This is a genomic window from Caenimonas aquaedulcis (genome assembly GCF_015831345.1).
Classification (GTDB): domain Bacteria; phylum Pseudomonadota; class Gammaproteobacteria; order Burkholderiales; family Burkholderiaceae_C; genus Ramlibacter; species Ramlibacter aquaedulcis.
Genome location: NZ_JADWYS010000001.1, coordinates 1,757,099 through 1,781,906, shown reverse-complemented (window position 1 = coordinate 1,781,906; position 24,808 = coordinate 1,757,099). Strand labels below are relative to the sequence as shown.

General features: G+C 69.2%; 25 protein-coding genes. 23 read left to right on the top strand and 2 right to left on the bottom strand.

Features of this window, described 5'->3' with window-relative positions; translation table 11 throughout:
- Nucleotides 1–14 precede the first annotated feature (14 nt).
- Genes I5803_RS08580 through I5803_RS08565 form a run of 4 tightly spaced genes read left to right on the top strand, consistent with a single transcriptional unit; the run spans nt 15 to nt 5,821 of the window.
- Nucleotides 15–1,505: an FAD-dependent oxidoreductase gene (locus I5803_RS08580; protein WP_196985952.1), complete on the top strand. Its 1,491-nt coding sequence runs from the start codon at nt 15–17 to the stop codon at nt 1,503–1,505.
- Nucleotides 1,498–4,125: an aconitate hydratase AcnA gene (gene acnA / locus I5803_RS08575; protein WP_196985951.1), complete on the top strand. Its 2,628-nt coding sequence runs from the start codon at nt 1,498–1,500 to the stop codon at nt 4,123–4,125. The genes I5803_RS08580 and acnA overlap by 8 nt, the downstream gene beginning before the upstream one ends.
- Nucleotides 4,126–4,184: 59 nt before the next feature.
- Nucleotides 4,185–4,937: an NAD(P)H-dependent oxidoreductase gene (locus tag I5803_RS08570; RefSeq protein ID WP_196985950.1), complete on the top strand. Its 753-nt coding sequence runs from the start codon at nt 4,185–4,187 to the stop codon at nt 4,935–4,937.
- 2 nt (nt 4,938–4,939) lie between these two features.
- Nucleotides 4,940–5,821, top strand: coding sequence for an acyl-CoA thioesterase (locus I5803_RS08565; protein ID WP_196985949.1), 882 nt, complete (start codon nt 4,940–4,942; stop codon nt 5,819–5,821).
- 6 nt (nt 5,822–5,827) lie between these two features.
- Here I5803_RS08565 and I5803_RS08560 read toward each other — a convergent pair whose 3' ends face one another.
- Nucleotides 5,828–6,535, bottom strand: a complete 708-nt coding sequence (locus I5803_RS08560) for a TetR/AcrR family transcriptional regulator (protein WP_196985948.1) — start codon at nt 6,533–6,535, stop codon at nt 5,828–5,830.
- Between the two features lie 116 nt (nt 6,536–6,651).
- On the opposite strand from I5803_RS08560, the gene I5803_RS08555 reads away from it, so the two are divergent.
- The 13 genes from I5803_RS08555 (at nt 6,652) to I5803_RS08495 (ending at nt 18,464) form a co-directional block, all read left to right on the top strand.
- Entirely contained in the window at nt 6,652–7,065 is a 414-nt protein-coding gene (locus I5803_RS08555; protein ID WP_196985947.1) for a nuclear transport factor 2 family protein, read from the top strand.
- 13 nt (nt 7,066–7,078) lie between these two features.
- Nucleotides 7,079–7,495 (top strand): nuclear transport factor 2 family protein, encoded by a 417-nt coding sequence (locus tag I5803_RS08550; RefSeq protein WP_196985946.1) that lies wholly within the window; start codon nt 7,079–7,081, stop codon nt 7,493–7,495.
- 26 nt (nt 7,496–7,521) lie between these two features.
- Entirely contained in the window at nt 7,522–9,072 is a 1,551-nt protein-coding gene (locus I5803_RS08545) for an AMP-binding protein (RefSeq protein WP_196985945.1), read from the top strand.
- A complete protein-coding gene (locus I5803_RS08540; RefSeq protein ID WP_196985944.1) occupies nt 9,069–9,395 on the top strand; it encodes a LuxR C-terminal-related transcriptional regulator in 327 nt (108 codons plus the stop codon). Before I5803_RS08545 ends, I5803_RS08540 begins: the two co-directional genes overlap by 4 nt.
- A 146-nt stretch (nt 9,396–9,541) precedes the next feature.
- Nucleotides 9,542–10,630, top strand: a complete 1,089-nt coding sequence (locus I5803_RS08535; protein WP_196985943.1) for a porin — start codon at nt 9,542–9,544, stop codon at nt 10,628–10,630.
- Between the two features lie 87 nt (nt 10,631–10,717).
- On the top strand, nt 10,718–11,935 hold the full coding sequence (locus I5803_RS08530) for an ABC transporter substrate-binding protein (protein ID WP_196985942.1): 1,218 nt from the start codon (nt 10,718–10,720) through the stop codon (nt 11,933–11,935).
- Nucleotides 11,928–12,707 (top strand): ABC transporter ATP-binding protein, encoded by a 780-nt coding sequence (locus I5803_RS08525; protein ID WP_196985941.1) that lies wholly within the window; start codon nt 11,928–11,930, stop codon nt 12,705–12,707. The genes I5803_RS08530 and I5803_RS08525 overlap by 8 nt, the downstream gene beginning before the upstream one ends.
- Nucleotides 12,697–13,413 (top strand): ABC transporter ATP-binding protein, encoded by a 717-nt coding sequence (locus I5803_RS08520; protein WP_196985940.1) that lies wholly within the window; start codon nt 12,697–12,699, stop codon nt 13,411–13,413. Before I5803_RS08525 ends, I5803_RS08520 begins: the two co-directional genes overlap by 11 nt.
- 2 nt (nt 13,414–13,415) lie before the next feature.
- On the top strand, nt 13,416–14,297 hold the full coding sequence (locus I5803_RS08515) for a branched-chain amino acid ABC transporter permease (RefSeq protein WP_196985939.1): 882 nt from the start codon (nt 13,416–13,418) through the stop codon (nt 14,295–14,297).
- Between the two features lie 16 nt (nt 14,298–14,313).
- The gene (locus tag I5803_RS08510; RefSeq protein ID WP_231402374.1) at nt 14,314–15,330 is read left to right on the top strand and encodes a branched-chain amino acid ABC transporter permease; all 1,017 of its coding nucleotides are present in this window, start codon (nt 14,314–14,316) and stop codon (nt 15,328–15,330) included.
- A gap of 8 nt (nt 15,331–15,338) precedes the next feature.
- Nucleotides 15,339–16,370, top strand: a complete 1,032-nt coding sequence (locus I5803_RS08505) for a phosphotransferase family protein (protein WP_196985937.1) — start codon at nt 15,339–15,341, stop codon at nt 16,368–16,370.
- Nucleotides 16,367–16,885 (top strand): hypothetical protein, encoded by a 519-nt coding sequence (locus I5803_RS08500; protein ID WP_196985936.1) that lies wholly within the window; start codon nt 16,367–16,369, stop codon nt 16,883–16,885. The genes I5803_RS08505 and I5803_RS08500 overlap by 4 nt, the downstream gene beginning before the upstream one ends.
- 19 nt (nt 16,886–16,904) lie before the next feature.
- A complete protein-coding gene (locus I5803_RS08495) occupies nt 16,905–18,464 on the top strand; it encodes an acyl-CoA synthetase (RefSeq protein ID WP_196985935.1) in 1,560 nt (519 codons plus the stop codon).
- A 129-nt stretch (nt 18,465–18,593) separates the two neighbouring features.
- Here I5803_RS08495 and I5803_RS08490 read toward each other — a convergent pair whose 3' ends face one another.
- Entirely contained in the window at nt 18,594–18,914 is a 321-nt protein-coding gene (locus I5803_RS08490) for a 2Fe-2S iron-sulfur cluster-binding protein (protein WP_196985934.1), read from the bottom strand.
- 123 nt (nt 18,915–19,037) lie between these two features.
- On the opposite strand from I5803_RS08490, the gene I5803_RS08485 reads away from it, so the two are divergent.
- Genes I5803_RS08485 through I5803_RS08460 form a run of 6 tightly spaced genes read left to right on the top strand, consistent with a single transcriptional unit; the run spans nt 19,038 to nt 24,801 of the window.
- Nucleotides 19,038–20,327 (top strand): aromatic ring-hydroxylating oxygenase subunit alpha, encoded by a 1,290-nt coding sequence (locus I5803_RS08485; RefSeq protein ID WP_196985933.1) that lies wholly within the window; start codon nt 19,038–19,040, stop codon nt 20,325–20,327.
- Nucleotides 20,327–20,818, top strand: a complete 492-nt coding sequence (locus I5803_RS08480) for an aromatic-ring-hydroxylating dioxygenase subunit beta (protein WP_196985932.1) — start codon at nt 20,327–20,329, stop codon at nt 20,816–20,818. Before I5803_RS08485 ends, I5803_RS08480 begins: the two co-directional genes overlap by 1 nt.
- A 20-nt stretch (nt 20,819–20,838) precedes the next feature.
- On the top strand, nt 20,839–21,642 hold the full coding sequence (locus I5803_RS08475) for an enoyl-CoA hydratase/isomerase family protein (protein WP_196985931.1): 804 nt from the start codon (nt 20,839–20,841) through the stop codon (nt 21,640–21,642).
- The gene (locus I5803_RS08470; protein WP_196985930.1) at nt 21,642–22,400 is read left to right on the top strand and encodes an SDR family oxidoreductase; all 759 of its coding nucleotides are present in this window, start codon (nt 21,642–21,644) and stop codon (nt 22,398–22,400) included. Before I5803_RS08475 ends, I5803_RS08470 begins: the two co-directional genes overlap by 1 nt.
- The gene (locus tag I5803_RS08465) at nt 22,397–23,335 is read left to right on the top strand and encodes an alpha/beta hydrolase (RefSeq protein ID WP_196985929.1); all 939 of its coding nucleotides are present in this window, start codon (nt 22,397–22,399) and stop codon (nt 23,333–23,335) included. Before I5803_RS08470 ends, I5803_RS08465 begins: the two co-directional genes overlap by 4 nt.
- The gene (locus I5803_RS08460; RefSeq protein WP_196985928.1) at nt 23,332–24,801 is read left to right on the top strand and encodes a hydroxymethylglutaryl-CoA synthase family protein; all 1,470 of its coding nucleotides are present in this window, start codon (nt 23,332–23,334) and stop codon (nt 24,799–24,801) included. Before I5803_RS08465 ends, I5803_RS08460 begins: the two co-directional genes overlap by 4 nt.
- Nucleotides 24,802–24,808 lie beyond the last annotated feature (7 nt).

Here is a 24,808-nt window from a genome sequence, read left to right as displayed (position 1 = left end):
AAGGAGACCCACACATGACAACCACAGCAGCGGTTCACGCCTTCGACGTGATCGTCGTAGGCCACGGCATCGCAGGCCTGTCGTCCGCCGTATCGGCGATGGAAGGCGGCGCGAGAGTCGCCGTGCTCGAGCGCTCGCCCGCCGAGGAGAGCGGTGGCTGCACGCGCTACACCGAGGCCTTCCTGCGCCTGAAGAACGAGAACGAAGTCTCCGACGATTTCGAAACGGCCATGGCCGAGTGCGGCAGCGCCAACTCCGACCCGAACATCATGCGCGCGCTCGACGCCGCGCCGGAGCAATGGTCCGGCAAGGTGCGCGCGACCAACGTGACGGACCCGGAGTACATTGCGACCTTCGCGCGCGAAGCCGTTCCCGCCGTGCAGTGGTTGAAAGGCATGGGCGTTCGCTACATCCCCACCGTGATGCCCCAGCTGTCGTGCCGCAAGGACACGCCGCTCATCTGCCCGAGCGGCGGCGGCCTCGCGATGATGGACGCATTGATGGCGAAGGCTCGCGCGGGTGGCGTGCAGTTCTTCTACGAAACGCCCGCACGCTCGCTCGTGCAGGACGACAGCGGGGCCGTCGTCGGTGTCCGCGCCATGGGCAAGGGCAACAAGCCCGTGACCTTCCGCGCGCCGGCAGTGATCCTGGCCAACGGCGGCTTCGAAGGCAGCCACGAAATGCTCGCGCGTTACGTCGGCGTCGGCGCGGCCAACATCCGCCCCGTGGCGCCCGGCTGCCACTACAACCACGGCGACGGCATCCGCATGGCCATCGACGTCGGAGCCGCGCCGAGCGGCGACTACAACGCGTACCATGCCACGCCCGTGGACGAGCGCTCGGGCCGCTTCGAAGCGAAGATCCTCATCTTCCCGTACGGCATCGTCGTCAACAAGCTGGGTCGCCGATTCACCAACGAATCGTCGAGCTCCACCTACGACAACTTCGACCGCCTGTGCTACGGCATCCAGCAGCAGCGCGACGGCATCGCCTACGTGATCGTCGACGCGAAGATCAACGACATCCCGGACTGGAAGAAGGCCGTCTACACCGACAAGCAGCCGATCGAGGCGGCCACGCTGGAACAGCTGGCGAAGCAGCTGGACATTCCTGTCGACACCTTCCTGAAGACGGTGAAGGAATACAACGCAGGCTGCCGTCCCGGCGCGTTCGATCCCTTCGACGGTGACAACCTCGCCACCGAGGGCGTGGAGCCGCCGAAGTTCCATTGGGCCCGCACGATCGATCAGGGTCCGTTCCTGTGCTATCCCGTCGTGCCTTCCAGCATCATCACCTACGGCGGCATCAAGACCGACTCGTCGGCGCGCGTGCTGAACACCGAAGGCGACCGCATTCCCGGCCTGTTCGCCGCCGGCGCGCTGGTCGGCGTCTACTACCGCAAATACGCCGGCGCGACGTCGGTGCTGCGCGGCGCGACCTTCGGGCGCATCGCGGGTCGCGAGGCCGCAGCGCAAACGCGCGCGGTGGCAATGCCTGATGCTTGAGCAGCTGGCGGTAGCGGGCACCGGCTATGACTACTACAGCCTCAAGGCGGCGCAGGCCGACCTGGGACTTGCGGGTATCGAGCGGCTGCCGAAGACGCTGAAGCTCGTCCTGGAGAACCAGCTTCGCCTGCGCGCCGAAGGCCTCGCCTCCGACGAGACGATCGCCGCGATCGCGGCCTGGCTGGACAGGCGCGAGAGCCCGCAGGAGATCGGCTTTCGCTTCGGCCGCGTGCTCATGCCCGATTCGTCGGGCGTGCCGCTGCTGGGCGACCTGGCGGCCATGCGAGAGGCGCTCGCGTCCCTGGGGGGCGACCCCGCCCGGCTGAATCCGACGGTGCCGGTGGACCTCGTGGTCGACCACTCCGGCATGGTCGAGTTCTGGGGCGAGGAAGCTGCGGCCGCGAAAAACCTCGCGCTCGAAATGCGGCGCAACCAGGAGCGCTACGAATTCATCCGCTGGGGGGCGGGAGCGTTCGACAACCTGCGCGTGATCCCGCCCGGCAGCGGGATTTGCCACCAGGTGAACATCGAGTCGCTCGCCACGGTGGTGACCACGCGGGAGGTGAATGGGCGCTTGGTTGCCTTCCCGGACTCCGTGCTCGGAATGGACAGCCACACGCCGATGGTGAACGCCCTGGGCGTGCTCGGGTGGGGCGTCGGCGGCATCGAGGGCGGGAATGCGGCGCTGGGCGAGCCCATCCCCATGCTCATGCCGCAAGTGATCGGCGTGAAGCTGAGCGGGCACCTGCGCCCCGGCATCACCGCGACGGATCTCGTGCTCACCCTCACGCAGTTGCTGCGCACCGAGGACCTGGTGGGGAAGTTCGTCGAGTACTTCGGCGAGGGGGTGGCGAAGCTCTCCACGCCGCACCGCGCCACCGTCGCCAACATGACGCCGGAAATCGGCAGCACCGTCGGCTTCTTCCCGGTCGACGAGGAGACGCTGCGTTACCTGCGCGAAACGGGGCGCGCGCCGGGCCACGTCGCGCTCGTCGAGATGTATTGCAAGGCGCAGGGACTCTGGGGAGGCGAGGGCGCGCCGGAGTCCGACTACACGAGGGTGATCGAGTTCGACCTGCGGACCGTCGAGCGGTCCGTCGCGGGGCCGAGCCGGCCGCAGGACCGCATGCCGCTTTCGCAGGTGCCCGCCGCGCTGCGCCGGTCGCTCCCGGGCGGCCGCAAGGAAAGCCCCACGTTGCAGGACGGCGATGTCGTGATCGCGGCGATCACGAGTTGCACGAACACGGCCAATCCATCCGCGATGGTGGCGGCGGGGCTGCTCGCCCGCAACGCCGTGCGGGCCGGACTGCGCACGCGGGAGTGGGTGAAGACATCGCTATCCCCGGGATCGCTGGCGGTCGCCGATTACCTGAATGCAAGCGGCCTCCAGGAATTCCTGGACCGCCTGGGCTTCCACGCCGCCGGGTTCGGCTGCATGACATGCATGGGAAATTCGGGCCCGCTGCCGGTGCGAACCATGGAAGCGATCGACACCTACGGCGTCACCGCCGCGGCGGTCCTGTCGGGCAATCGCAATTTCGAGGGCCGCGTGCATCCCGCCGTGCGCGCGAACTTCCTCGCGTCGCCGCCGCTGGTGGTGGCGTATGCACTGGCCGGCACCGTCTCCAGGGACATCGAGGGCGAGCCGCTCGGCGAAGGCGCGCATGGAAAGCCCGTGTATCTGCGCGACATCTGGCCGCCCGACGGGGAGGTCGCGCAAGTGGTCGCCGCGTGCGTGAAGCCGGCCGTGTTCACGCAGCGATATGCCGCGATCGAGGCATCCGGCGCTGACTGGCGCGCCGCACGCGAAACCGGCAGGCTGCTCTTTCCGTGGCGGGAGGCGAGCACGTTCATCCGCAAGCCACCCTTCTTCGCGCAGCTCCAGGCGCAGGCTCGGGCGCCTTCGGACATCCGGGGTGCGCGAATCCTGGCCATGTTCGGCGACATGGTGACGACGGACCATATCTCGCCCGTCGCGGAAATTCCGCTGAATACCGCGGCCGCCCGCTACCTGCAGTCGCAGGGAGTGCTGCCGCGCGACTTCGTGAGCTACGCCGCGCGCAGGCTCAATCACGACGTGATGGTGCGCGGCACCTTCGGCAATGTGCGGATTCGCAATGAACTCGTGCCGGGCACCGAAGGCGGCGTCACGCGGCACGCGCCGGGCGGGGAGCTGCTGCCGGTACACGAGGCCGCCGACCGGTACCGCGCCGAGGGCGTGCCGCTGATCGTGGTCGCGGGCGCGCTGTATGGCGCGGGCTCATCGCGCGACTGGGCGGCGAAAGGCGTGCGCCTGTTGGGGGTGAGGGCGGTGATCGCGGAATCCTTCGAGCGGATCCACCGCTCCAATCTCGTCGGCATGGGTGTGCTGCCGCTCGAGCTGCCCGCGCACGTCACGCGCGAGACCCTGCAGCTGAACGGCATGGAAACGATCGACCTGCAGGGCATTGCCACGATGGAGGCGCCCGGGCAGGCCATCCGTTGCACGATCACGCATGCCGGCGGCCGGCGCCGCAGCCTGCAACTGCGGGCGCGCATCGACACCCAACGCGAGCTGGAGTACTTCCGCAACGGCGGCCTGCTCGAGAAGGTGATCCGGGACCGGCTGCAGTCACAATAACAAACCGTCACGTCGGTTTATTATAGAATCTCCGGAGTGTTCCTTTCCGGAGATCATGCGTGAACGTCCTCATTGTCTTCGCCCATCCCGAACCCCGGTCCTTCGGACGTGCCCTGCTCGACCGCGGCGTGGCGACACTGCGTGAAGCGGGCCATGAAGTCGTGGTGTCGGACCTGTACGCCATGGAGTTCAACCCCGTGGCCGGTGCGGGCGACTTCACCGAGCGCCGCTTTCCCGATGCGCTGCAATACGACCGGGAGCAGAAGCACGCCAGCGCGCACCATGCCTTCAGCCCCGACATCCAGGCGGAAATCGACAAGCTGCAGGCCTGCGACATGCTCATCCTGCAATTCCCGCTGTGGTGGTTCTCGATGCCGGCGATCATGAAGGGCTGGGTCGACCGCGTGTTCGTGAACGGATTGGTCTACGGCAGCGGCCGCCGCTTCGATTCCGGCGGCATGAAGGGCAAGCGCGCGATGGCCGCGATCACCACCGCGTGCTATCCGGAGATGGTCGAGGCCGACGGCCTGCTCGCGCACCTGGACATCAACCTCTGGCACCTGCAGCACGGCACGCTCGGCTACGCTGGCTTCGACGTGCTGCATCCCTTCACCGCCTGGTCCATCCACTACACCACGCCCGAGAAGCGCGCCGCCTATCTCGACGCGTACGCGCAGCGCCTGCGCGGCATCGCAGAGGAAACGCCGATGCCCGCGCACCGGCTCGCCGAATTCGGCAGCGACTGGCGGCTCAAGCCCGGCATCGCACCGCGCACGGTCGGCCATCGGCGCGTGGCGCAAGCGCAGGAGTGACGATGGCGCTCGCGAAGTGGAACGAACTCGACGTGCCCGCGCTGCTCGCGCTGGAGCCGGGCGGCGGGCCGGGCGTCTGGCGCAACCGCTTCGGCGACTCGAACCTCAACGGCCGCTCGTACGGCGGCCAGCTGCTGGGGCAGGCCATGGCGGCGGCCCTGATGGAAGCGCCCGCGGACCGCGCGCCGACCATGATGCAGTTTCTCTTCATGCAGGGCGCGATGCCGCAGGAGCCGATCGATTTCACCGTGACGCCGCTGCAGGACGGCAAGCGCTTTTCCTCGCGGCACGTGCGCGGCGCGCAGCAGGGCCGCCTCCTGCTGGATGCGCAGGTGACTTGCGCGGTCCCGCTGGAGGCGCCGGAACACGCCGACCCCACGACGGCGCCCGCCGGCGAGCATCCGCATGACCTGCCGGAATTCGCGCAGCTCGACGCGGGCCTGCGCGAAGGCATCGAGCGCCTGGGCGGCTATTCGGCCGACCACAAGCCGAGCGTCGAATTCCGCATCCCGCATGCGAAGCGGCAACTCTCCGCGGCGACCGCCACGGAGCGCTTCCGCTTCTGGATGCGGGTGCGCGGGCCCCTGCCGCAGGACTCCCGCCTGCACGCGGCCGCGTTCGCGTACATCTCCGACTGGTGGCTCAATTTCAGCAGCCTCTCGATGCACCTGCGCGACATCGGCGAGCGCAGGCTCTACATCTCCAGCCTCAACCATGCGATGTGGCTGCACCTGGCGCCGCGCGTGGACGAGTGGCTGCACGTGGAGACGGTGAGCCCGCGCGCGGTGGCCGGCCGCGGCCTCGCGATGGCGTGCTTTCACGACCTGCACGGCCGCTTCGTGGCGTCCGCCACGCAGGAGTGCCTGATGGCGTACGCCGGCTAGCGGTAACTAGCGGGCCGGACGGGGCGCACTGCGTCGCAGGGTGGCGCGCGTCATCATCAGCGCGGTCTCCACCACCTCGTCGAGCGGCGCGCGGCTGTCGCTCCACCACTCCACGGTCCAGTTCAGGCCGCCCAGGATCAGCAGGCGCAGCGCATCGCGCTGCGAGCGCGTGCTGAACTGCGTGCCCTCGGCCGCCGCGTCCACCAGGCCCTGCCACAGCCGCCCGTGCTTGCCGATCTCGTGGCGCAGGGTGGTGCGGATGTGTTCCGGCACCTGGCCCGTATTGCGGATCACCGCCTGCGTGTAGTTGGAGATCTCCAGCACGAAGCGAAGGTGCGACTCCACCACCGCGCAGAGCCGCTCCACCGGCGGCGCCTTCGGGTCGAGCGCGGCGAGCGTCTCCAGCGTGTGCTCGCGCACGTGCTCGACGCCCGCGACCATCACCGCCTCCACCAGCGCCTCGCGGGACTCGTAGTAGTAGTAGAGCGTGCCGATCTTCAGCTGCGCCTGTTCGGCGATGTCGGCCAGCTTGGCGCCGGCGAAGCCTTCGCGGCTGAGCACGAGCGCCGCGGCGTCGAGGATGCGCTGGCGCGTCGCTTCCGACTTCTTCACGTCTTCGCCCGCGGCGCGCGAGGCGCCGGATTTCGGCGCCATGGTCCTGGCGCGCTTCGCCGGCGCGGGCGCCTTCGCGGCGCGGAGGGTGGATTTCTGCATGCGGGCGATTGTCGCCGCTGGCCGGGGACTTGCGCCAACGCCCCGTTCAAATATAAAATCTAAATTAGATTTGAAAATATACAGATCCCCACGCCACGACAAAGGACCTCACCGAAATGCTGCCCACCAAGGAAATCAGCCGGATCGCGCAGGAGCGCTTCGCCGCCTTCGAGAGCGGGGACGCCGCGCGCGCCGTCGCCCTCTACGCCGACGAGGCGAAGTACTGGGACACGAAGACCCCCGGGGGCGTGAACGGCAAGGCCGGGCTGCACGGCCACTTCGCGCGTTTCCTGCAGGCCTTCGACGTGCGCTATGCGCTGCTGGAGGAGCATCGCCTCGAGGGCCGCAACGCCTCCATCGTGCTGTGGGAGTGCGCCGTGCGCGGCCGCGGCGCGGACGGCGCGCCGGGCGAGGGCCTCGTGATGCAGCGCGGCATGAACCTCTTCGAGATGAGCGGCGGCCTCATCACCCGCGAGGAGTCCTACATGGACCTCGCGTCGCTCGACCGCCTGCTCACCCCCGCCGCCTGAAAGGAAAGACGCCATGCTCACCGATTCCGAAATCTTCGCCGCCACGCGCCGCTGCATCGACATGTGGAACACGCTGGACCTCGAGGCCACGCTGGACACCTACACCGACGACGTGATCTATTGCGACCCGAAGACCGGCAAGCGCATCATCGGCAAGGCGAACCTGCGCCGGTACCTGCGCAAGTTCTTCGAGCGCTGGGACATGCAGTTCGTGGTGACCGAGGAGTACCGGCTCGAAGGCCTCGACGGGCAGGCCGTGCTGTGGGACTGCAGGATCAGCCGCCGCGAAGGCGGGCCTTCGCGCGTCGTGCGCGGCATGGACATCTGCATGGTGCGCGGCAACCAGCTCTGCCGCGACGAGGCCTACATGGAGACCTCGGTGCTGCAGGAACTCATGCAGCTGCCCGTGGCCGCGGCCGCAGCGGCCTGAACGGGGCAGGGGAGAATCCGCCGATCATGCAGGCCACCCAGATGCTCATGCAGGCGCACGCGCTCTCGCGCGGCGGCGTCGCCACGATCAGCGGCGGGCGCGAGCGCACCTGGGGCGAGATCGCGCAGCGCGTGCCGCGCATGGCCGGCGCCTTCCAGTCGCTAGGGCTGCAGCGCGGCGACCTCGTCGCCGTGCTCTCGATGAACAGCGACACCTTCCTCGAGCTCTTCTTCGCCGTGCCCTGGGCCGGCGGCGCGCTGGCGCCGCTCAACATCCGCTGGTCCATCGCGGAGAACGAATACGCCATCGGCAATTCACGCGCGCGGCTGCTGCTGGTCGACGAACACTACGTGGCGCAGGCGCTCGAGCTGAAGACGCGCTGCGGCTCGCTCACGCACCTCGTGTTCATGGGCGGGGGCGAGCCGCCGGCCGGCATGCTGTCGCTCGAGTCGCTGCTCGATGCGGCGGCGCCGGTGCCCGACGCCTGCGTGAAGGACGACGAGCTCTACGTCATCTTCTACACCGGCGGCACGACCGGGCGTCCCAAGGGCGTGGCGCTCTCGCACCGGGCCATCGTGTACTCCTCGATCTGCTACCTCGCGATGCTGCCGTCCATCGAGTCGCTGCGCTTTCTCTACGTCGGCGGCTTCTTCCACTTCTCCGGCGCGAGCCCGCTCTGGTACATCACGCTCGCGGGCGGCACGCACATCATCCTGCCGAAGTTCGAGGCCGAACCGGTGATGCGCGCCATCGGCGAGCACCGCGCGACCAATGCGACGCTGATCCCGACGATGGTCAACATGATGATGAACCATCCGGACTTCGGCACGTACGATTTCAGCAGCATGCAGGCCTGCATCTACGGCGGCGCGCCCATGCCGGAGGCGCTGCTGGTCGAGGCGATGCGCAAGCTTCCGGGCTGGAAGTTCTTCCAGATCTACGGCATGACCGAGACGGGGGGCTTTTCCACCATGCTGCGCTGGCGCGATCATGCGGCCGACCGCCCGGGCGGCAGCAAGCTGCGTTCGGCCGGGCAGGCGGCCATCGGCGTGCAGGTGGAGATTCGCAGGCCGGACCGCAGCCGCGCCGGCGTGGGCGAAGTGGGCGAGATCGCAGTGCGCAGCGGCGCGCTCATGACCGGCTACTTCCGCGACCCGGAAGCCACGGCCGCGGTGCTCGCGGACGGCTGGATGCACACGGGCGACGGCGGCTACATGGACGCCGACGGCTTCGTCTTCATCGTCGACCGCATCAAGGACATGATCGTCTCGGGCGGCGAGAACGTGTATTCCGTCGAGGTCGAGCGCGCGCTCTACTCGCACCCCGCGGTGCGCGAGGTGGCCGTGTTCGGCATCCCGCACGAGCAGTGGGGCGAGGCCGTGCATGCGGTGGTGGTGCTCAAGGCCGGCGCCACGGCCACGCAGGCCGAGCTGGTGGCGCACTGCCGCGAGTCCATCGCCGGCTACAAGGTGCCGCGCTCGCTGGAGTTTCGCGATGAGCCGCTGCCCACCACCCCGGTCGGCAAGATCCGCAAGAACGTGCTGCGCGACCCGTACTGGCCCCGTCGGCCCTCATGACCTGCAGCTGGTCCTGGACCAGGCGCCACCGCGGGCAGAGAGGTGGCGAGGCGTTCGAGCAGGCGCTCACCAGCCTCCCCGAGATCGAGGCCTGCCTCGCGGCGACCCGCCAATTCACCGGCCGCGAAGCGGAAGTCATGGCGCGCGTGCTGTTCGGCATCTCGACGGTCGGCATCGCGATCGACCTGGGCCTGAGCGAGCAAACCGTCAAGAGCTACCGCAAGCGCGCCTACCAGCGCCTCTCCTTCGGCAGCGAGCGCGACCTCCTCAACTGGTACCTGAAAGCCTGGTCGCTGCGCCGGCGTTCCCGCGGCGATAAATAGTCCGTTCAGACGGTCTATATTTCATTTCGTCCCCGCGCGCAACAGGTGTGATGCGTAGCGCTTCGGAGGGGCAGACGCGGGGGCGCGCGAGCCCTATCGTCCCCATGCCCCGAGTTGGGCATCACTCCACACGCATGAGGACCTCCATGAAACTTTCACACTTCGCGCTCGCCACGGCGGCGTGCATCGCCGCCGGCAACGCCTGCGCGCAATCGAACGTCACGATCGGCGGCATCGTCGATATCAACCTCGCCCACGGCTCCGGCAGCATCGCGAACAAATCCTTCGTGGGCAGCAGCGGCATCGGCGCGAGCCAGTTGCGCTTCACCGGCGTCGAGGACCTGGGCGGGCAACTGCGCGCCGGCTTCTGGCTGGACTCCATGCTGCAGCCCGACTCGGGCGCAGGCACGCCCACCAACACCAACAACCAGGCGAGCGGCGGCGCCGCGGCGCTCGCGGGCTCGCAGGGCCTCACCTTCAACCGCCGCTCGACGCTCAGCCTCGGTGGCCCGCTCGGCGAGCTGCGCCTGGGCCGGGACTACACGCCCTCGTACTGGAACCTGCCGGTTTACGACCCGTTCGGCAACCTCGGCGTGGGCTCCACGCACACGCTGAACGGCGCGATCACCGGCGCCACCGGCGTACGCGCGTCCAACGCCATCGCCTACTACTACGGCCATGCGTTCAACGCGTTCGCGACCGGCCAGTCGCTCCAGGGGCTCAACGTCGGCGCGATGGCGTACGCGGGCGAGAACGCGAGCAACGCGGCCGATGCCGGCAGCGGCAACGGGGCCAGCGTCCGGGTGGGCTGGACAGCGCCCGCCTGGTCCGTCGCCGCCGCCACCGGCCGCACACGCAACGTCGCCGGCGACCTACGGCAGACGAACCTCGGCGGCGCCTACGACTTCGGCGTCGTCCGGGTCATGGGCCACCTGGTGCGCGACCGCAATGGGGCCGTCACGGCCAAGGGCTACCTGCTCGGCCTGACGGCGGCGGTGGGCATCCACCAGTGGCGCGCGTCGGTGTCCGCGTACGAGACCGATGCGCCCGGCCGGCCGAAGGCGACCAAGCTCGCCGTCGGCTACGTGCACAACCTCAGCAAGCGCACCGCGGTCTACGCCACCGGCGCCGTGATCGACAACGAGGGGGGCGCCGCCTTCGGCCTGAACCAGGCGGTCACCGCACCCAATGCCCGTTCGCGCGGCTTCGACCTGGGCGTGCGCCACAGCTTCTGAACACGCGCGCACTTGCGCCGCGCTGCGAACAAATATAAAATCTAAATTAGATTTGAAAAAAGGGCGGCCGCCGCCCGGAAAGGTCTCATGAGCAAGTCCGTTTGGGGTAGATCCACTTTCACGGCGGTGCTCGCCGCCGCCCTTGCCTTCGCGGGCAGCGCGTTCGCGCAGAAGCAGTACGCGCCCGGCGTCACCGACACCGAGATCAAGATCGGCCAGACCATGCCCTACAGCGGGCCGGCGTCCGGCTTCTCCGGCATCGGCAAGGGGGCGGTCGCTTACTTCGCCATGCTCAACGAGCGTGGCGGCATCAACGGCCGCAAGGTCAACCTGCTGAGCCAGGACGACGCGTATTCGCCGCCCAAGGCGCTGGAGATCACGCGCAAGCTGGTGGAGCAGGACGGCGTGGCGCTGATGTTCGGCACGCTCGGCGCGGCGAACAACACGGTGATCCGCAAGTACCTGAACGACAACAAGGTGCCGCAGCTCTTCTTCGCCGCGACCGCGCACGAGCTGGGCGACCCGGCCTATCCCTGGACGCTGGGCTTCGCCGCCTCCGGCACGATCGAGGGCCGCATCTACGGCAAGTACATCCTGGCCAACAAGCCGGCCGCGCGCGTGGGCATCCTCTACCAGGACGACGCCTTCGGCCGCGACTACCTGAAGGGCCTGATGGAAGGGCTCGGCGACAAGGCGAAATCCATGGTCGTCGCCACCGCCACCTACACGCCCACCGACGCCACGGTCGATTCGCAGCTCACCACGCTCGCGGCGGCCAAGGCCGACACACTGGTGCTGATCTCGATCCCGAAGTTCACCGCGCAGGCGATCCGCATGGCGTACGACACCGGCTGGAAGCCGATGATGCTGATGGCGGGCGCCTCCAACACGATGGGCCAGACGCTCAAGCCGGCGGGCTTCGACAAGTCGGTCGGCATGCTGTCGGCGCAGTTCCTGAAGGACCCGAGCGATCCGGCCTGGAAGAACGACGCGGGCATGAACGACTTCCGCGCCTTCATGCGCAAGTACGCGCCGAACGGCGACCCGACGGATTTCTACTATGCCTACGGCTACAGCCTCGCGCAGACGCTGGCCGAGGTGCTGCGGCGCTGCGGCGACAACCTCACGCGCGAAAACATCATGCGCCAGGCCACGAACCTCAAGGACCTGGAATTGCCGCTGCTGCTGCCCGGCATCAAGGTGAACACCTCGCCCACCAACTACCACCCCATCACGCAGATGATGATGTGGCGCTTCGACGGCGCGAACTGGCAGCTCTTCGGCAAGGTCATGTCGAGTGAATGAAGCCGCATTGCTGCAGGTGCACGGCCTGTCGGTGCGCTTCGGCGGCATCACGGCGCTGGACGGCGTGTCCTTCTCCGTCGCGCGGGGCAGCATCTGCGGGATCATCGGCCCGAATGGCGCCGGCAAGACCACGTCGTTCAATTGCCTGAGCGGCCTCATCGTGCCGCAGGAGGGCCGCATCGAGCTGGACGGACGCTCGCTCCTGGGCTGCCCGCCGCACGAGATGGTCGCCCGCGGCATCGGGCGCACCTTCCAGAACGTGGCGCTGTTCCCGACGCTCACGGTGCTCGAGAACGTGCTGGTCGGCTCCTACAGCACCACGCGTGCCGGCGTGGTGCCGTCGATCCTCAACCTGCGCGGCGTACGCACCGAAGAGGCGGCCACGCGCGAAACCGCCCAGGCCCTCATGGCCCGCTTCGGGCTCTCCGGCTATGCGCAGGTGCGCGCGGCCGAACTGCCGTTCGGCGTGCAGAAGCGCATCGAGCTCGCGCGCGCCATGGCCACGCGTCCCAAGGTGCTGCTGCTCGACGAACCGGCGGCCGGCCTCACGCATGCGGAGCTCGAAACGCTGAGCGACATGATCGTGCGCATTCGCGACGAGATGGACACCACCATCCTCCTCATCGAACACAACGTGCCGCTGGTGATGCGCCTGTGCGACTGGATCGTGGCGATGGACTTCGGCCGCAAGATCGCCGAGGGCCTGCCCGAGGCGGTGCGGCGCGACCCGGAAGTGATCCGCGCCTACCTGGGGGCCGAGCATGCCGCATAAGCTGGAACTGCAATCGGTCTTCGCGAGTTACGGCGCGACCTCGGTTTTGAAGGACGTCAGCCTGCGTGTGGCCGCCGGCGGCATCACGGCCCTGCTCGGCGCGAACGGGGCGGGCAAGACGACGACGCTGCGCGTCATCTCCGGCGTGTTGCGCGCCTCGGCCGGCCGCGTGCTGGTCGATGGCGAGCCGCTCGCATCGCGCTCCCCGCATGCGGTGGCGAAGCTGGGCGTCGGGCACGTGCCCGACGGCCGCGGCACGCTCGCGGAACTGAGCGTCGAGGACAACCTGCGGGTGGGCGGCTGGCTGCTCCCGCGGGATGCGCAGGTGCGCGAGCAGGCCGAGCGCATGTACGAGATCTTTCCGGCGCTGAAGCCCCGCCGGCTGCAGCAGGCCGGCACGCTGTCGGGCGGCGAACAGCAGATGCTCGCGATCGCGCGGGCGATGATGCCGCGCCCGCAGCTGCTGCTGCTGGATGAGCCTTCGTTCGGCGTCGCGCCGCTGGTGGTGGAGCGCATCTTCGAGGTGCTGCGTGCGATCAACCGCAGCGAGGGCGTCTCCATCCTGCTGGTCGAGCAGAACGCGAAGCTCGCGCTGCGCACCGCCGATTACGCCTACGTGCTCGATTCCGGACGCGTCGCCCTGCACGGCGACTCCGCGCAGCTGCGCGAGAACGAAACCGTGCAGAACTCATACCTGGGAGCCTGAGCTTGGACGCATTCGACATCTTCCTGCGACAGGTGCTCGGTGGCATCGCCACCGGCAGCATCTACGGCTCGCTCGCGCTCGCGCTGGTGATGATCTACCAGTCCACCCAGAAGATCAATTTCGCGCAGGGCGAGATGGCGATGTTCTCGACCTATATCGCCTGGTGGCTGATCGCCGCCGGCCTGCCGTACTGGCTGGCCGCGCTGGCGACGGTCGCGATCGCGCTGGCCATCGGCGCGCTGGTCGAACTGCTGGTGATCCGCCGCATCTCGGGCGGCCCGCCGCTGTCGGTGATCGCGGTGTTCATCGGGCTGCTGCTCATTTTCCACAGCCTCGCGGGCGCGATCTTCGGCAATGCGCTGCAGCAGTTCCCCAGCCCCTTCAAGGGCGAGATCGCCGGGCTCTCGCGCATGATCTCCGTGCATTCGCTCGGCATGCTGGGCGTGAACCTGGCGGTGCTGCTGGTGCTCTTCCTCTTCTTCCGCTACACGCGCCTGGGCCTCGCGATGCGCGCCGCGGCATTCAACCCGGCGTCCAGCCAGCTCTCCGGCATCCCGGTGCCGCTCATGTTCACGCTCGGCTGGGGCGGCGCGAGCGCGGTGGGCGCGGTGGCGGGCATGATGGTCGCGCCCATCACCTACCTCGACCCGGACATGATGGGCGGCGTGCTGATCTACAGCTTTGCGGGCGCCCTGCTCGGCGGGCTCACCAGCCCGGGCGGCGCGATGGTGGGCGGCATCGTCGTCGGCATCCTGGAGAACATCCTCGGCGCCTACGTGATCGGCACCGAGCTCAAGCTGCCTGCCGCGCTGGTGCTCATCATCCTCGTGCTCCTCGTCTGGCCCTCGGGTGTCTTCGGGCGGCGCATCGTGTCCCGTGTCTAGCGTCCCGAGTCCGCGCATGTCCAACTTCTTCCATCGCCACCCGGCCGCGCGCAACGTCCTGCTCGCGGGCGTCCTCCTGCTGCCGCTCTTCGCGGCGAGCGGCTACCAGCTGCTCAAGCTCAGTTCGCTCGCGATCTACGCCCTGGCGCTCCTGGGCATCGTGCTGCTCACCGGCTTCGTCGGGCAGATCTCGCTGGGGCAGGGCGCGTTCTTCGCGTTCGGCGGCTATTCGGCCGCCGTGCTGATCGCCTCCTTCGGCCTGCCGTACTGGGCCAGCATCGTGCCGGCGGCGGCGCTGTGCTTCGTGTTCGGCTACCTGTTCGGCATCCCGGCGATCCGCCTGTCGACGCACCACCTCGCGCTCGCCACCTTCGGCCTCGCGATGGCGGTTCCGCCGCTCATCCGCTACAAGGTCTTCGCGCCGTGGACCGGCGGCGTCCAGGGCATCGTGCTCGACAAGCCGAAGGCGCCGTTCGGCCTGCCGCTGTCGCCCGACCAGTGGCTCTACGCGCTCACGATCTGCGTGGTGCTCCTGTGCTTCGCCGGCGCGGCGCAGCTCGTGCGCGGGCGGCTCGGGCGCGCCATGCGCGCCGCGCGCGACAACCCGGTGGCCGCCGCCGCGATGGGCGTGGACGTCGCGCGGATCAAGTGCATCGCCTTCGGCCTGTCGGCGCTGATCACCGGCGTGGCCGGCGCATGCAGCGCGGTGGTGACGCAGTTCGTCTCCCCGGACAGCTACGACGTGTACCTGTCGCTCTACATGCTGGTCGGCGCGATCGTCGGCGGCCTCTACTCGCTGTGGGGCGCGGTGCTGGGCGCCATCGTGATCGAGTTCCTGCCCACACTGGCAGAACACATTTCCAAGACCGGTACCTCGGCCGTCTATGGCGCGATGCTCATCGTCGTCGTCTTCCTCGCGCCCACGGGCGTCACGGGGACGATCGGCCGCCTGGCGGACAAGGTGCGCGAACGCACCGCGCGCAAGTCCGCCCCCGGGGCGTCCGCGCCCGCGGTGGCGTCGCCGGCGGAGTGAGGGCCGCGATGCCGCAGACCCGGGCCGACCTGCAGGCGCGCCTGCAGGACTACCTGCAGGGCCTCTGGCACAAGCCGGTGCGCGTGCGGGGTTTCCGTCGGTTTCCGGTGGGCCTTTCGTGGACCACGATCGGGTTGACCGCGGAGGTCGGCGAGGGCAACGACGCCCGGACGCTGCCGCTCGTGCTGCGCCTGGGCGACCCCGGCGGCCTGTTCGCGCCCTATACGGCGCGCCCCGAATACCTGGCGCTCCAGGCCTTCGCCGACGTGCCCGCGCTTCCCGTGGCGCGCGTGCACGGCTACAGCGACGACGAGACGATCCTCGGCGCGCCCTTCATGGTGGCCGACCTCGTCGCGGGCGACACGCCCATGCCCTGGCGCGGCGCGGGCGCGGCCGATGGCGCGCAGGTGCAGCCGTCGCTCGCGCAGGACTTCGCCGACGCCCTGGCCGCGATCCACGCCTTCGACTGGCGGCGCGGCGGGCTGGACGGCCTCGCGGGGAACGTGCCGGCGTCCGAGGTGGCGCGCCACCAGGTGCGGCACTGGGCGCGGCATGCCGGGCTCGGCGAAGACGGCGCGCACCCGCAGATGCATTACGCGCAGCGCTGGCTCGAGGCGAACGCACCGCAAGCCGAACATGTCACCGTCGTGCACGGCGACTACCGCGTCGGCAACTTCCTGCAGCAGGACGGGCGCATCACGGCGATCCTCGACTGGGAGACGGTGCACCTGGGCGATCCGCACGAGGACCTCGCCTGGGCGCAGTCGCGCACCTTCGCGGCCGGCACCGCGCGGGTCGGCGGGCTGTTCGACCGCGAGGCGTTCCACTCGCGTTACCAGGAAAGGAGCGGCATCCGCATCCGTCCCGCGGTGCTGCGCTATTACGACGTGATGGTGCAGTTCAAGATGTGCGCGATCCAGATCGGCGCGCAGCGGCGCGTCGATGCCGGCCGCGCGAGCGACGTGCGCATGGCCGTGATCGGCTTCCAGGTGGCGCCGGCGCTGATGGAATTGAACCGCCTGATCGGGGAGCTGCCGTGAGCACCTTGGCCGGCCTCATCGAGACCCTGCGCAATTCGCTGCGCGAAGGCGTGGCACCGGAGCTCGTGTCCGATGCGGCGCACTCGCAGTTCGCCGGCGTGATCGACGTGCTGGACAAGCTGCAGGGCATGGCGGTGTGGTCGCCGGCGCTGCTGCGCGAACGCATCGCGGTGCTCGAAGCGGGATGCGCGGCGGTCGTGCAGCGTGCGCTGTCGGCGGGTGTGGCGCCGCCGGTCGATCCCGCGCCTGCGCTGCCGCCGCAGGCCACGCAGGCGCAGCTGGAAGAAGCGCTGCGCAACGCCGAGCGCCGGGTGGCGCGCCTGACGGACTGGCTCTTCGAGCCCGGTGCCGATGCCGCGCCCGCACCGGCGCTGCGCCGCGAGCTGGACCTGCTCGTGCGCGCGACGCTGCGCGACGCACTCGCGGTGGAAAAGCGCCTCACGCCGCGGGCCGACCTGTCCGGCATGACGCGCGCCAGTGAGGAAGACGTGGATTCCGGCGCGAGGCCGGGTTAACAGAGTACCGGGAAGCCCCATGAATTTCGTCCATTCGCTGCAGCGCTCCGCGCAGCTCCATGCCTCGCATACGAGCACCGTGTTCGGCGAACGCTCGCGCACCTGGGGCGAGACGCTCGCCCGCGTGCAGCGTCTTGCCGCCGCGCTCCAATCCCTGGGCGTGCGCGAGGGCGCGCGCGTCGCGATCCTCTCGCTCAACAGCGACCGGTACTTCGAGATGTTCTACGCGGTCTCCTGGGCCGGCGGCGTGTTCGTGCCGCTCAACACGCGCTGGGCGGTGGCCGAGACGACTTATGCGCTGCGCGATTGCGACGCGCGCGTGCTGTGCGTCGACGAATCGTTCGCCGACGTCGCGCGGGCGCTGCAGGCCGACGGTGGCGTGGACCACGCGATCTTCATCGGGGAGGGCCCGGCGCCCGAGGGCATGCACGGCGCCGAAGCGCTGCTCGCGCAGGCGGAGCCGGCGCAGGAGCCCGATGGCGCAGGCGGGGACGCGGTGTGCGGCATCTTCTACACCGGCGGCACCACCGGCCATCCCAAGGGCGTGATGCTGTCGCACCGCAACATCCTGTTCGCTTCGCTGAACTGGATCGGCTGCCTGCAGGTGTCGCAGGCGACCGTGTACATGCACGTCGCCGGCTTCTTCCACCTGGGCGGGGCTTCGCCGGCCTTCACCGTGGCGCTGGCGGGCGGCACCAACGTCATCCTGCCCAAGTTCGAACCGGTGCCGGCGATGCGCGCGATCGAGCGCAACCAGGTCAACTACGCGCTGCTCATCCCGGTGATGGTCAATACGCTGATCAACGATCCCGCGCTTGCGGACCACGACCTGTCGAGCGTGAAGCGCTGCCACTACGGCGGCTCGCCGATTCCCGAGTCCGTGCTGCGCGGCGCCATGGCCAGGTTGCCGACCTGGCAGTTCTTCCAGGGCTATGGACTCACGGAGACCTCGTCCGTCATCACCACGCTCGCCTGGGAGCACCACGCCCTCGAAGGCGCCACGGCGAAGCGGCTGAAGTCCGCTGGCTGCGCGAGCTATGGCTGGCAGGTCAGGATCGTCGGGCCCGACCGGAAGGAAGTGCCGCGCGGCGAGGTGGGCGAGATCGCCGCGCGGGGCGACGGCATCATGCTGGGCTACTGGGGCAAGCCCGACGCGACCGATGCGGTGAAGGCGGACGGCTGGATGTACACCGGCGACGGCGCATGGATGGACGAGGACGGCTTCGTCTACATCGTCGACCGGCTGAAGGACATGATCGTCTCCGGCGGCGAGAACATCTTCTCCACCGAAGTCGAGAACGCGATCCACAAGCACCCGGCGGTGCTCGAGTGCGCGGTGATCGGCATCCCCGACGAGCAGTGGGGCGAGGCCGTGCATGCGGTGGTGGTGCCGCGGCCGGGCGCCGCGCTGACGGCGGCCGAGGTGATCGCGCACTGCCGCACGCTGATCGCGAACTACAAGTGCCCGAAGTCGGTGGAGGTCACCACGCAGCGCCTGCCGGTGTCGGCGGCGGGGAAGATCACGAAGAACGTCTTGCGCGATCCGTTCTGGCAGGGCAGGGCGCGGCGCGTGAATTGAATGAAATCGGACTTGGCCGTACGCAGAATTCGCAGAAGTTACGCAGAAGAAGACAAGAAGGTTTGAAAACTCCGATTGAATTTTCTGTATTCGTTCTGCGTAGTTTCTGCGAGTTCTGCGTCCTGTCCCTCAAACCTGCTCTTCCGGCAGCCGCACCACGATGCCGTCGAGTTCGGGCTGCATGCGGATCTGGCAGCACAGGCGGCTTTCCTCCTTCAGCACCGGCACGCCCTCCAGCATGAAGATTTCCGTCTCGGTCTTGGGCGGCAGCTTGTCCGCGAATGCAGGGTCCACATAGCCGTGGCAGGTGGCGCAGCTGCAGGAGCCCCCGCAGTCGCCCAGGATGCCGGGCACGCCGTTGTCCACGGCCACCTGCATGAGGCTCTTGCCGATGGGCGCTTCGACGGTGCGCTGCGAGCCGTCGTACTCGATGAAAACTACCTGGGGCATGGCGAATTCTTCCAATGGGGCGGATGGCAAAAAAGCCGTTGACATAGTCCGTCTCGTCGGACTATTATTGCATCAACGCGATCCGCGAACAACCTGATTTTTCCGTCTGAGTGGAGGTCTGTCTTGGACAACTGCGCAACCGTCATTCCCATCGTCCCCGACCGCTCGGCAGCACCGCGCTGGGACCAGCTCGTGCAGGCCGACCACGTGCATGGTTCGCTCTACACCGACCCCGCGATCTTCCAGGCGGAGCTCGCCGCGATCTGGTTTCGCACCTGGGTCTATGTGGGCCACGAGAGCGAAGTGCCGAACCCGAACGACTACGTGATGAAGTCCATCGGCCCGGAGCCGGTGATCATGACGCGCGCGAAAGACGGATCGATCCACCTGCTGCACAACCGCTGCCCGCACCGCGGCAACCGCGTGTGCGTGACGGACAAGGGCAATGCCCGCTCGTTCACCTGCCCCTACCACGGCTGGACCTTCGCCAACGACGGCGCGCTCAAGGGCTACCCGTTCCCTTCGGGCTACGAGGACGCGGACCGCTCGAAGCTCGGCCTCGGCAAGGTCGCGCGGGTCCAGAGCTACCGCGGCTTCGTCTTCGGATCGATGGCCGAAGAGGGCCCGACGCTCGAGGAACACCTGGGCGCCGCGATGAAGGCGATCGACGCTGTCTGCGAGACCTCGCCCGAAGGCGAAGTGCAGGTCACGGCCGGCTTCCTCAAGCACAAGGTCCGCTCCAACTGGAAATTCCTGGTGGAGAACGAGACCGACGGCTACCACCCCTCCTTCGTGCACGCGTCCATCTTCGAGGTAGCGCAAAGCGGCATCGGCACGCTCTACAGCAGCGAGTCCACCGCCGTCTCGCGCGATTTCGGCAACGGCCACACCGAGAACGACCTGCGCCCGGAATTCCGCAAGCGCGACGTACCGATGAGCTGGTTCGGCACCACCGCCGAAAAGCTCCCCGAGTACACGCAGAAGATGAACGCGGCCTACGGCGAGGAGAAGGCGCGCAGGATCATGATCGACGGCACGCCGCACATCATGATCTTCCCGAACCTGTTCATCGCGGAGATCCAGATCTTCGTGATCCAGCCGATCGCGGTGAACGAGACGGTGCAGCACGTGACGGCGCTGCAGTTCAAGGGCGCGCCCGACCTGAACCGCCGCATGCGCCAGCAGACCATGGGCTCGGTCGGCCCGGCCGGCTTCCTGCTGGCCGACGACGCGGAGATGTACGAGCGCACGCAGCTCGGCGTGCAGTCGCAGAATCCCGAATGGCTCTATCTCGGCCGTGGCCGCCACCGCGAGCGGCGCGACGAGAACGGCTTTCGCATCGGCGACGCCACGGACGAGACGCCCAGCCGCGGCATCTGGCGCCACTACCGCGCGCTGATGGAGGCCGCGTGATGGCCATGACGCCCGAGCAACGCGCGACGCTGGAAGACGTCACGCAATTCATCTACCGCGAAGCGCGGCTGCAGGACGAGCATGCGTACGACGCCTGGGAAGCCCTCTGGACCGACGACGGCGTGTACTGGGTGCCCGCCAACGGCGAGGGCGGCGACCCGGAGCAGGAGATGTCCATCCTCTACGACAACCGCTCCCGCATCGCGCTGCGCATCCGCCAGTTCCACACCGGCAAGCGCTTCAGCCAGACGCCGCGTTCGGGCCTGCGCCGCGTGGTCTCGAACATCGAGGTGATCGGCGACGACGGCAAGGAAGTGCGCGTGTGTTCCAACGCGATCGTCTTCGAGTCGCACGTGCGCGGCGACACCATCTGGGCGTCGCGCAACGAGTACACGCTGCGGCGCGAGGGCGAAGGCTTTCGCATGGCGCGCAAGAAGGTGGTGCTGGTGAACAACGGCACGGCCCTGTGGTCCATGGCCTTCCTGATCTGAACCGGACAAAGGTGAACGCGATGACATCCTCCACTACCGGTCCGGTGCTGCTCACCGTCCACGACGATGGCGTGGCGCACGTTCGCCTCAACCGGCCCGAGTCGGCCAACGGCCTCAACATCGAGCTGCTGAAGGCGCTGCACGAGGCGCTCATGGAAGTGCACGGGGACGGCCGCGTGCGCGCTGTGCTGATTACAGGCGCGGGCAAGAACTTCTGCGCCGGCGGCGACGTGCACACCTTCCTCTCCAAAGGGGAGCAGCTGCCCGACTACATCCGCGTCGCCACCTCGTACCTGCAGATGGCGGCCGCGCTCCTGATGCGCATGAACCCGCCGGTGGTGTCCGCCGTGCAGGGCTTCGCGGCCGGCGGCGGCGGCATGGGGCTCGTGTGCTCGTCGGACTTCGTCATTGCCGGCGAATCCGCCAAATTCCTCGCCGGCGCGACGCGCGTGGCGATGGTGCCGGACGCCGGCGTGTCGGTCACGCTCACCCAGCTCGTCGGATTGCGCAAGGCCATGGAGATCCTGATGCTCAACCCGGTGATTCCCGCAGCCGAAGCGAAGGCGATCGGCCTCATCACGCGCGTGGTGCCGGATGCGAGCCTGGAAGGCGAGGCCTGGGCGCTGGCGCGCGAGCTCGCGCAGGGCGCGCCGGCCGCGCTCGCGCACACCAAGCGGCTCCTCTGGAGCGGCATCGGCCAGGGCGTGGAAGCGGCGATGCCGGAAGAGAACAACACGCAGGCCACGCTCTCGGGCATGGCCGACGCGCGCGAAGGCCTCGCGGCGGTGATCGAGAAGCGCGCCCCGCGCTTTACGGGGCGCTGATGGCTGCGGTCGCCGGATCGCCCACGGGCGAACTGCAGGGCCGCCGCGCGCTCGTCACGGGCGGCGCGAGCGGCATCGGCGCGGCGATCGTGCGGCGCCTGGCCGCGGGCGGCGCTGTGGTCGCCATCGCGGACCTGCAGGCCGAGGCGGCGCGAGCGCTGGCGCAGGAAGTCGGCGGCATCGCGGTCACGCTGGACGTGACGGATTTCGACGCGGTGGCTGCGGCGGTGACAGACCACGGCCCCTTCCACATCCTCGTCAACAACGCGGGCATCGACCAGCACGCGTTCTTCACGCGCACCACGCCGGTCGAATGGCGCCGGCTGCTCGCGGTGAACCTCGAAGCTGTGTTCAACACCACGCACGCCGTGCTGCCCGGCATGCAGGCCGCCGGCTACGGCCGCATCGTGAACGTCGCCTCCGAGGCGGGCCGCCTCGGGTCCCGCGGCGGGGCGGTGTATGCGGCGGCCAAGGGCGGCGTGATCGCCTTCACACGGTCCATCGCACGCGAGAACGGCGCAAAGGGCATCACCGCCAACGTGGTGGCGCCGGGTCCGATCGATACCCCGCTCCTGCGGCAGGCCGTGGCGCAGGGCGGCGAGAAGCTGCTGGCCGCGATGACCGGCGCGACGCTGGCAGGGCGCCTGGGCACACCGGAGGAAGTCGCGGCGGCCGTGGCATTCCTCGCGAGCGAATCCGCGGGCTTCATCACCGGCGAGGCGCTGGGCGTCTCGGGCGGCATGGGGGCGGGCGCATGAGCGAGACAAGTTCCAGCGCGGCCGTGGACGAGGTCATCGCGCGCGTGAAAGCGGTGTACGGCAAGTGGAGGCGCGACACGCCCGTGGCGCAGATGCGCGCGGATTGGGACGCACTCTTCTCGGCAGGCGGCGATGCGCGCGTCGAGCCCGTCGATGCGGCGGGCGTGCCCTGCCAATGGGTCGCCGCCCCCGGTGTTCGCACGGACCGGGCCATCGTCTACCTGCATGGCGGCGGTTTCCAGGTCGGTTCGCTCGCGTCGCACCGCGAGCTCATGGCGGAACTGTCCGCCGCGTCCGGCGTGCGCGTGCTGGGCGTGGGCTACCGGCTCGCGCCGGAGCATCGCTACCCGGCCGCGCTGGACGACACGCTCGCGGCGCTCGGCTGGCTGCGCTCGCAGGGCTTCGCAGCGAAGGACATCGCACTCGCAGGCGATTCGGCAGGCGGTGGCCTCGCGCTTTCCGCACTTCTTTCCCTGCAGGCGCGCGGCGAGGCGCTGCCCGCAGCCGCCTTCCTCATGTCCGCATGGACGGACCTCACCGCCGCGGGTGCGAGCTACGAGACGCGCGCCGCCGCCGACCCGATCCACCAGCGGCCGATGATCGTCATGATGGCGCGCAACTACCTGGGCGCGGGCGCCGAAGCGAACGACCCGCTCGCCTCGCCCCTGATGGCGTCGCCCGCGCAACTGCGCGCGCTGCCGCCCTTGCTGCTGCAGGTCGGCGACCGCGAGACGGTGCTCAGCGACTCCGAGGACTTCGCGCGCAAGGTGCGCGAGGCGGGCGGGCAGGCCGAGTGCCAGGCTTGGCCCGGAATGATCCATGTGTTCCAGCAGTTCCCCGGCGAGCTTGCGCAGGCGCGGCAGGCGCTCGCCGGTGGCGGACAGTTCCTCGCGGCGCACCTGGGCGCCGCCCCTTCCCGAAAGACCCACCCATGATCGGAATCACCGGATTCGGCGGCTACGTGCCGCGGCTGCGCCTCTCGCGCCAGGCCGTCGCGCAGGCCAATGCCTGGTATGCGCCCCAGTTCGCGGGCCGCAAGGGCACGCGCGCGATGGCCAACTGGGATGAAGACAGCATCACCATGGCGGTGGCCGCCGCGCGCGACTGCCTGGGCGCGGCGGGCGACCGCCGGCGGGTGCGCGGCCTCATGCTCGCCTCCGACACGCTGCCCTTTGTCGAGCGCCTGAACGCAGGCGTGGTCGCGGGCGCGCTCACGCTGGCCGACGACGTCGATGCGATCGACCTCGGCGGCTCGCAGCGAGCCGCGCTCTCCGCCGTGGCGCAGGCCGTCGCGCGCGTGAAGGCAGGCGGCGGCAGCACGCTCGTCGTCGCCGCCGACAACCGCAAGACCCTGGCCGGCAGCGCTCAGGAACTGGAGTACGGCGACGCCGCGGCGGCGCTGCTCATCGGCAGCGAGAACGTGCTCGCGGAGTACCTCGGCGGCGGCACGCTGTCGGTGGACTTCGTCGACCACTTTCGCTCGGCCGGCGAAGAGACCGACTACCACTGGGAAGAGCGCTGGGTGCGGGACGAGGGCATCGGCAAGCTCGCGCCGAAAGCCATCGCCTCGGCGCTGGCGCAGGCCGGCGTGCAGGCCGGGCAGGTCGACCACTTCATCTTCCCCTCGGCCTTCGCGAAGATGGATGCACAGCTCGCGAAAGCCTGCGGAATCCGCGCGGAGGCGGTCGTCTCCATGCTGACCGACCAGGTCGGCGACAGCGGGCTGCCGCACGGCCTGCTGGTGCTCGCGCACCTGCTCGAGACCGCGAAGCCCGGCGCGCACATCCTGCTCGCGCAGTTCGGCAGCGGCGCGCAGGCGCTGGTGTTCCGCGTGACGGAGGCCATCGGTTCGTTCCGGCCCGCGCGCGGCGTGAGCGGCTGGCTCGCGCGCGGCGCCGAGGAGCGCAACTACACGAAGTTCCTCGCCTTCAAGGGCCAGCTTGCGCTGGAGCGCGGCATGCGCGGCGAACAGGACAAGAAGACCGCGCTCTCCACCGCATGGCGCCACCGCACCGCGCTCGCGGGCCTGGTGGCCGGGCGCTGCGAGGTGACGGGCAGCGTGCACTTCCCGCCGTCGCGCCTCTCCTACGACCAGGGCAAGCCGCTGCAGGACACGCAGAAACCCTATCCCCTCGCGGACCGTCCGGCGAAGGTCTTGAGCTGGTCGGCGGAGTACCTGTCCTACCACCCGGCGCCGCCGCACCACTACGGGCAGGTCGACTTCGAAGGTGGCGGCCGCATCCTGATGGACTTCACCGACCTGGACGTCGGCGAGGTCGATGCGGGCACCGCGATGGAGATGGTGTTCCGCATCAAGGACACGGACGAGCGGCGCGGCTACACGCGCTATTTCTGGAAGGCCACGCCCGCGCGCGCCGCCGCCATCCCCCACGCGAACTGAACGGAGC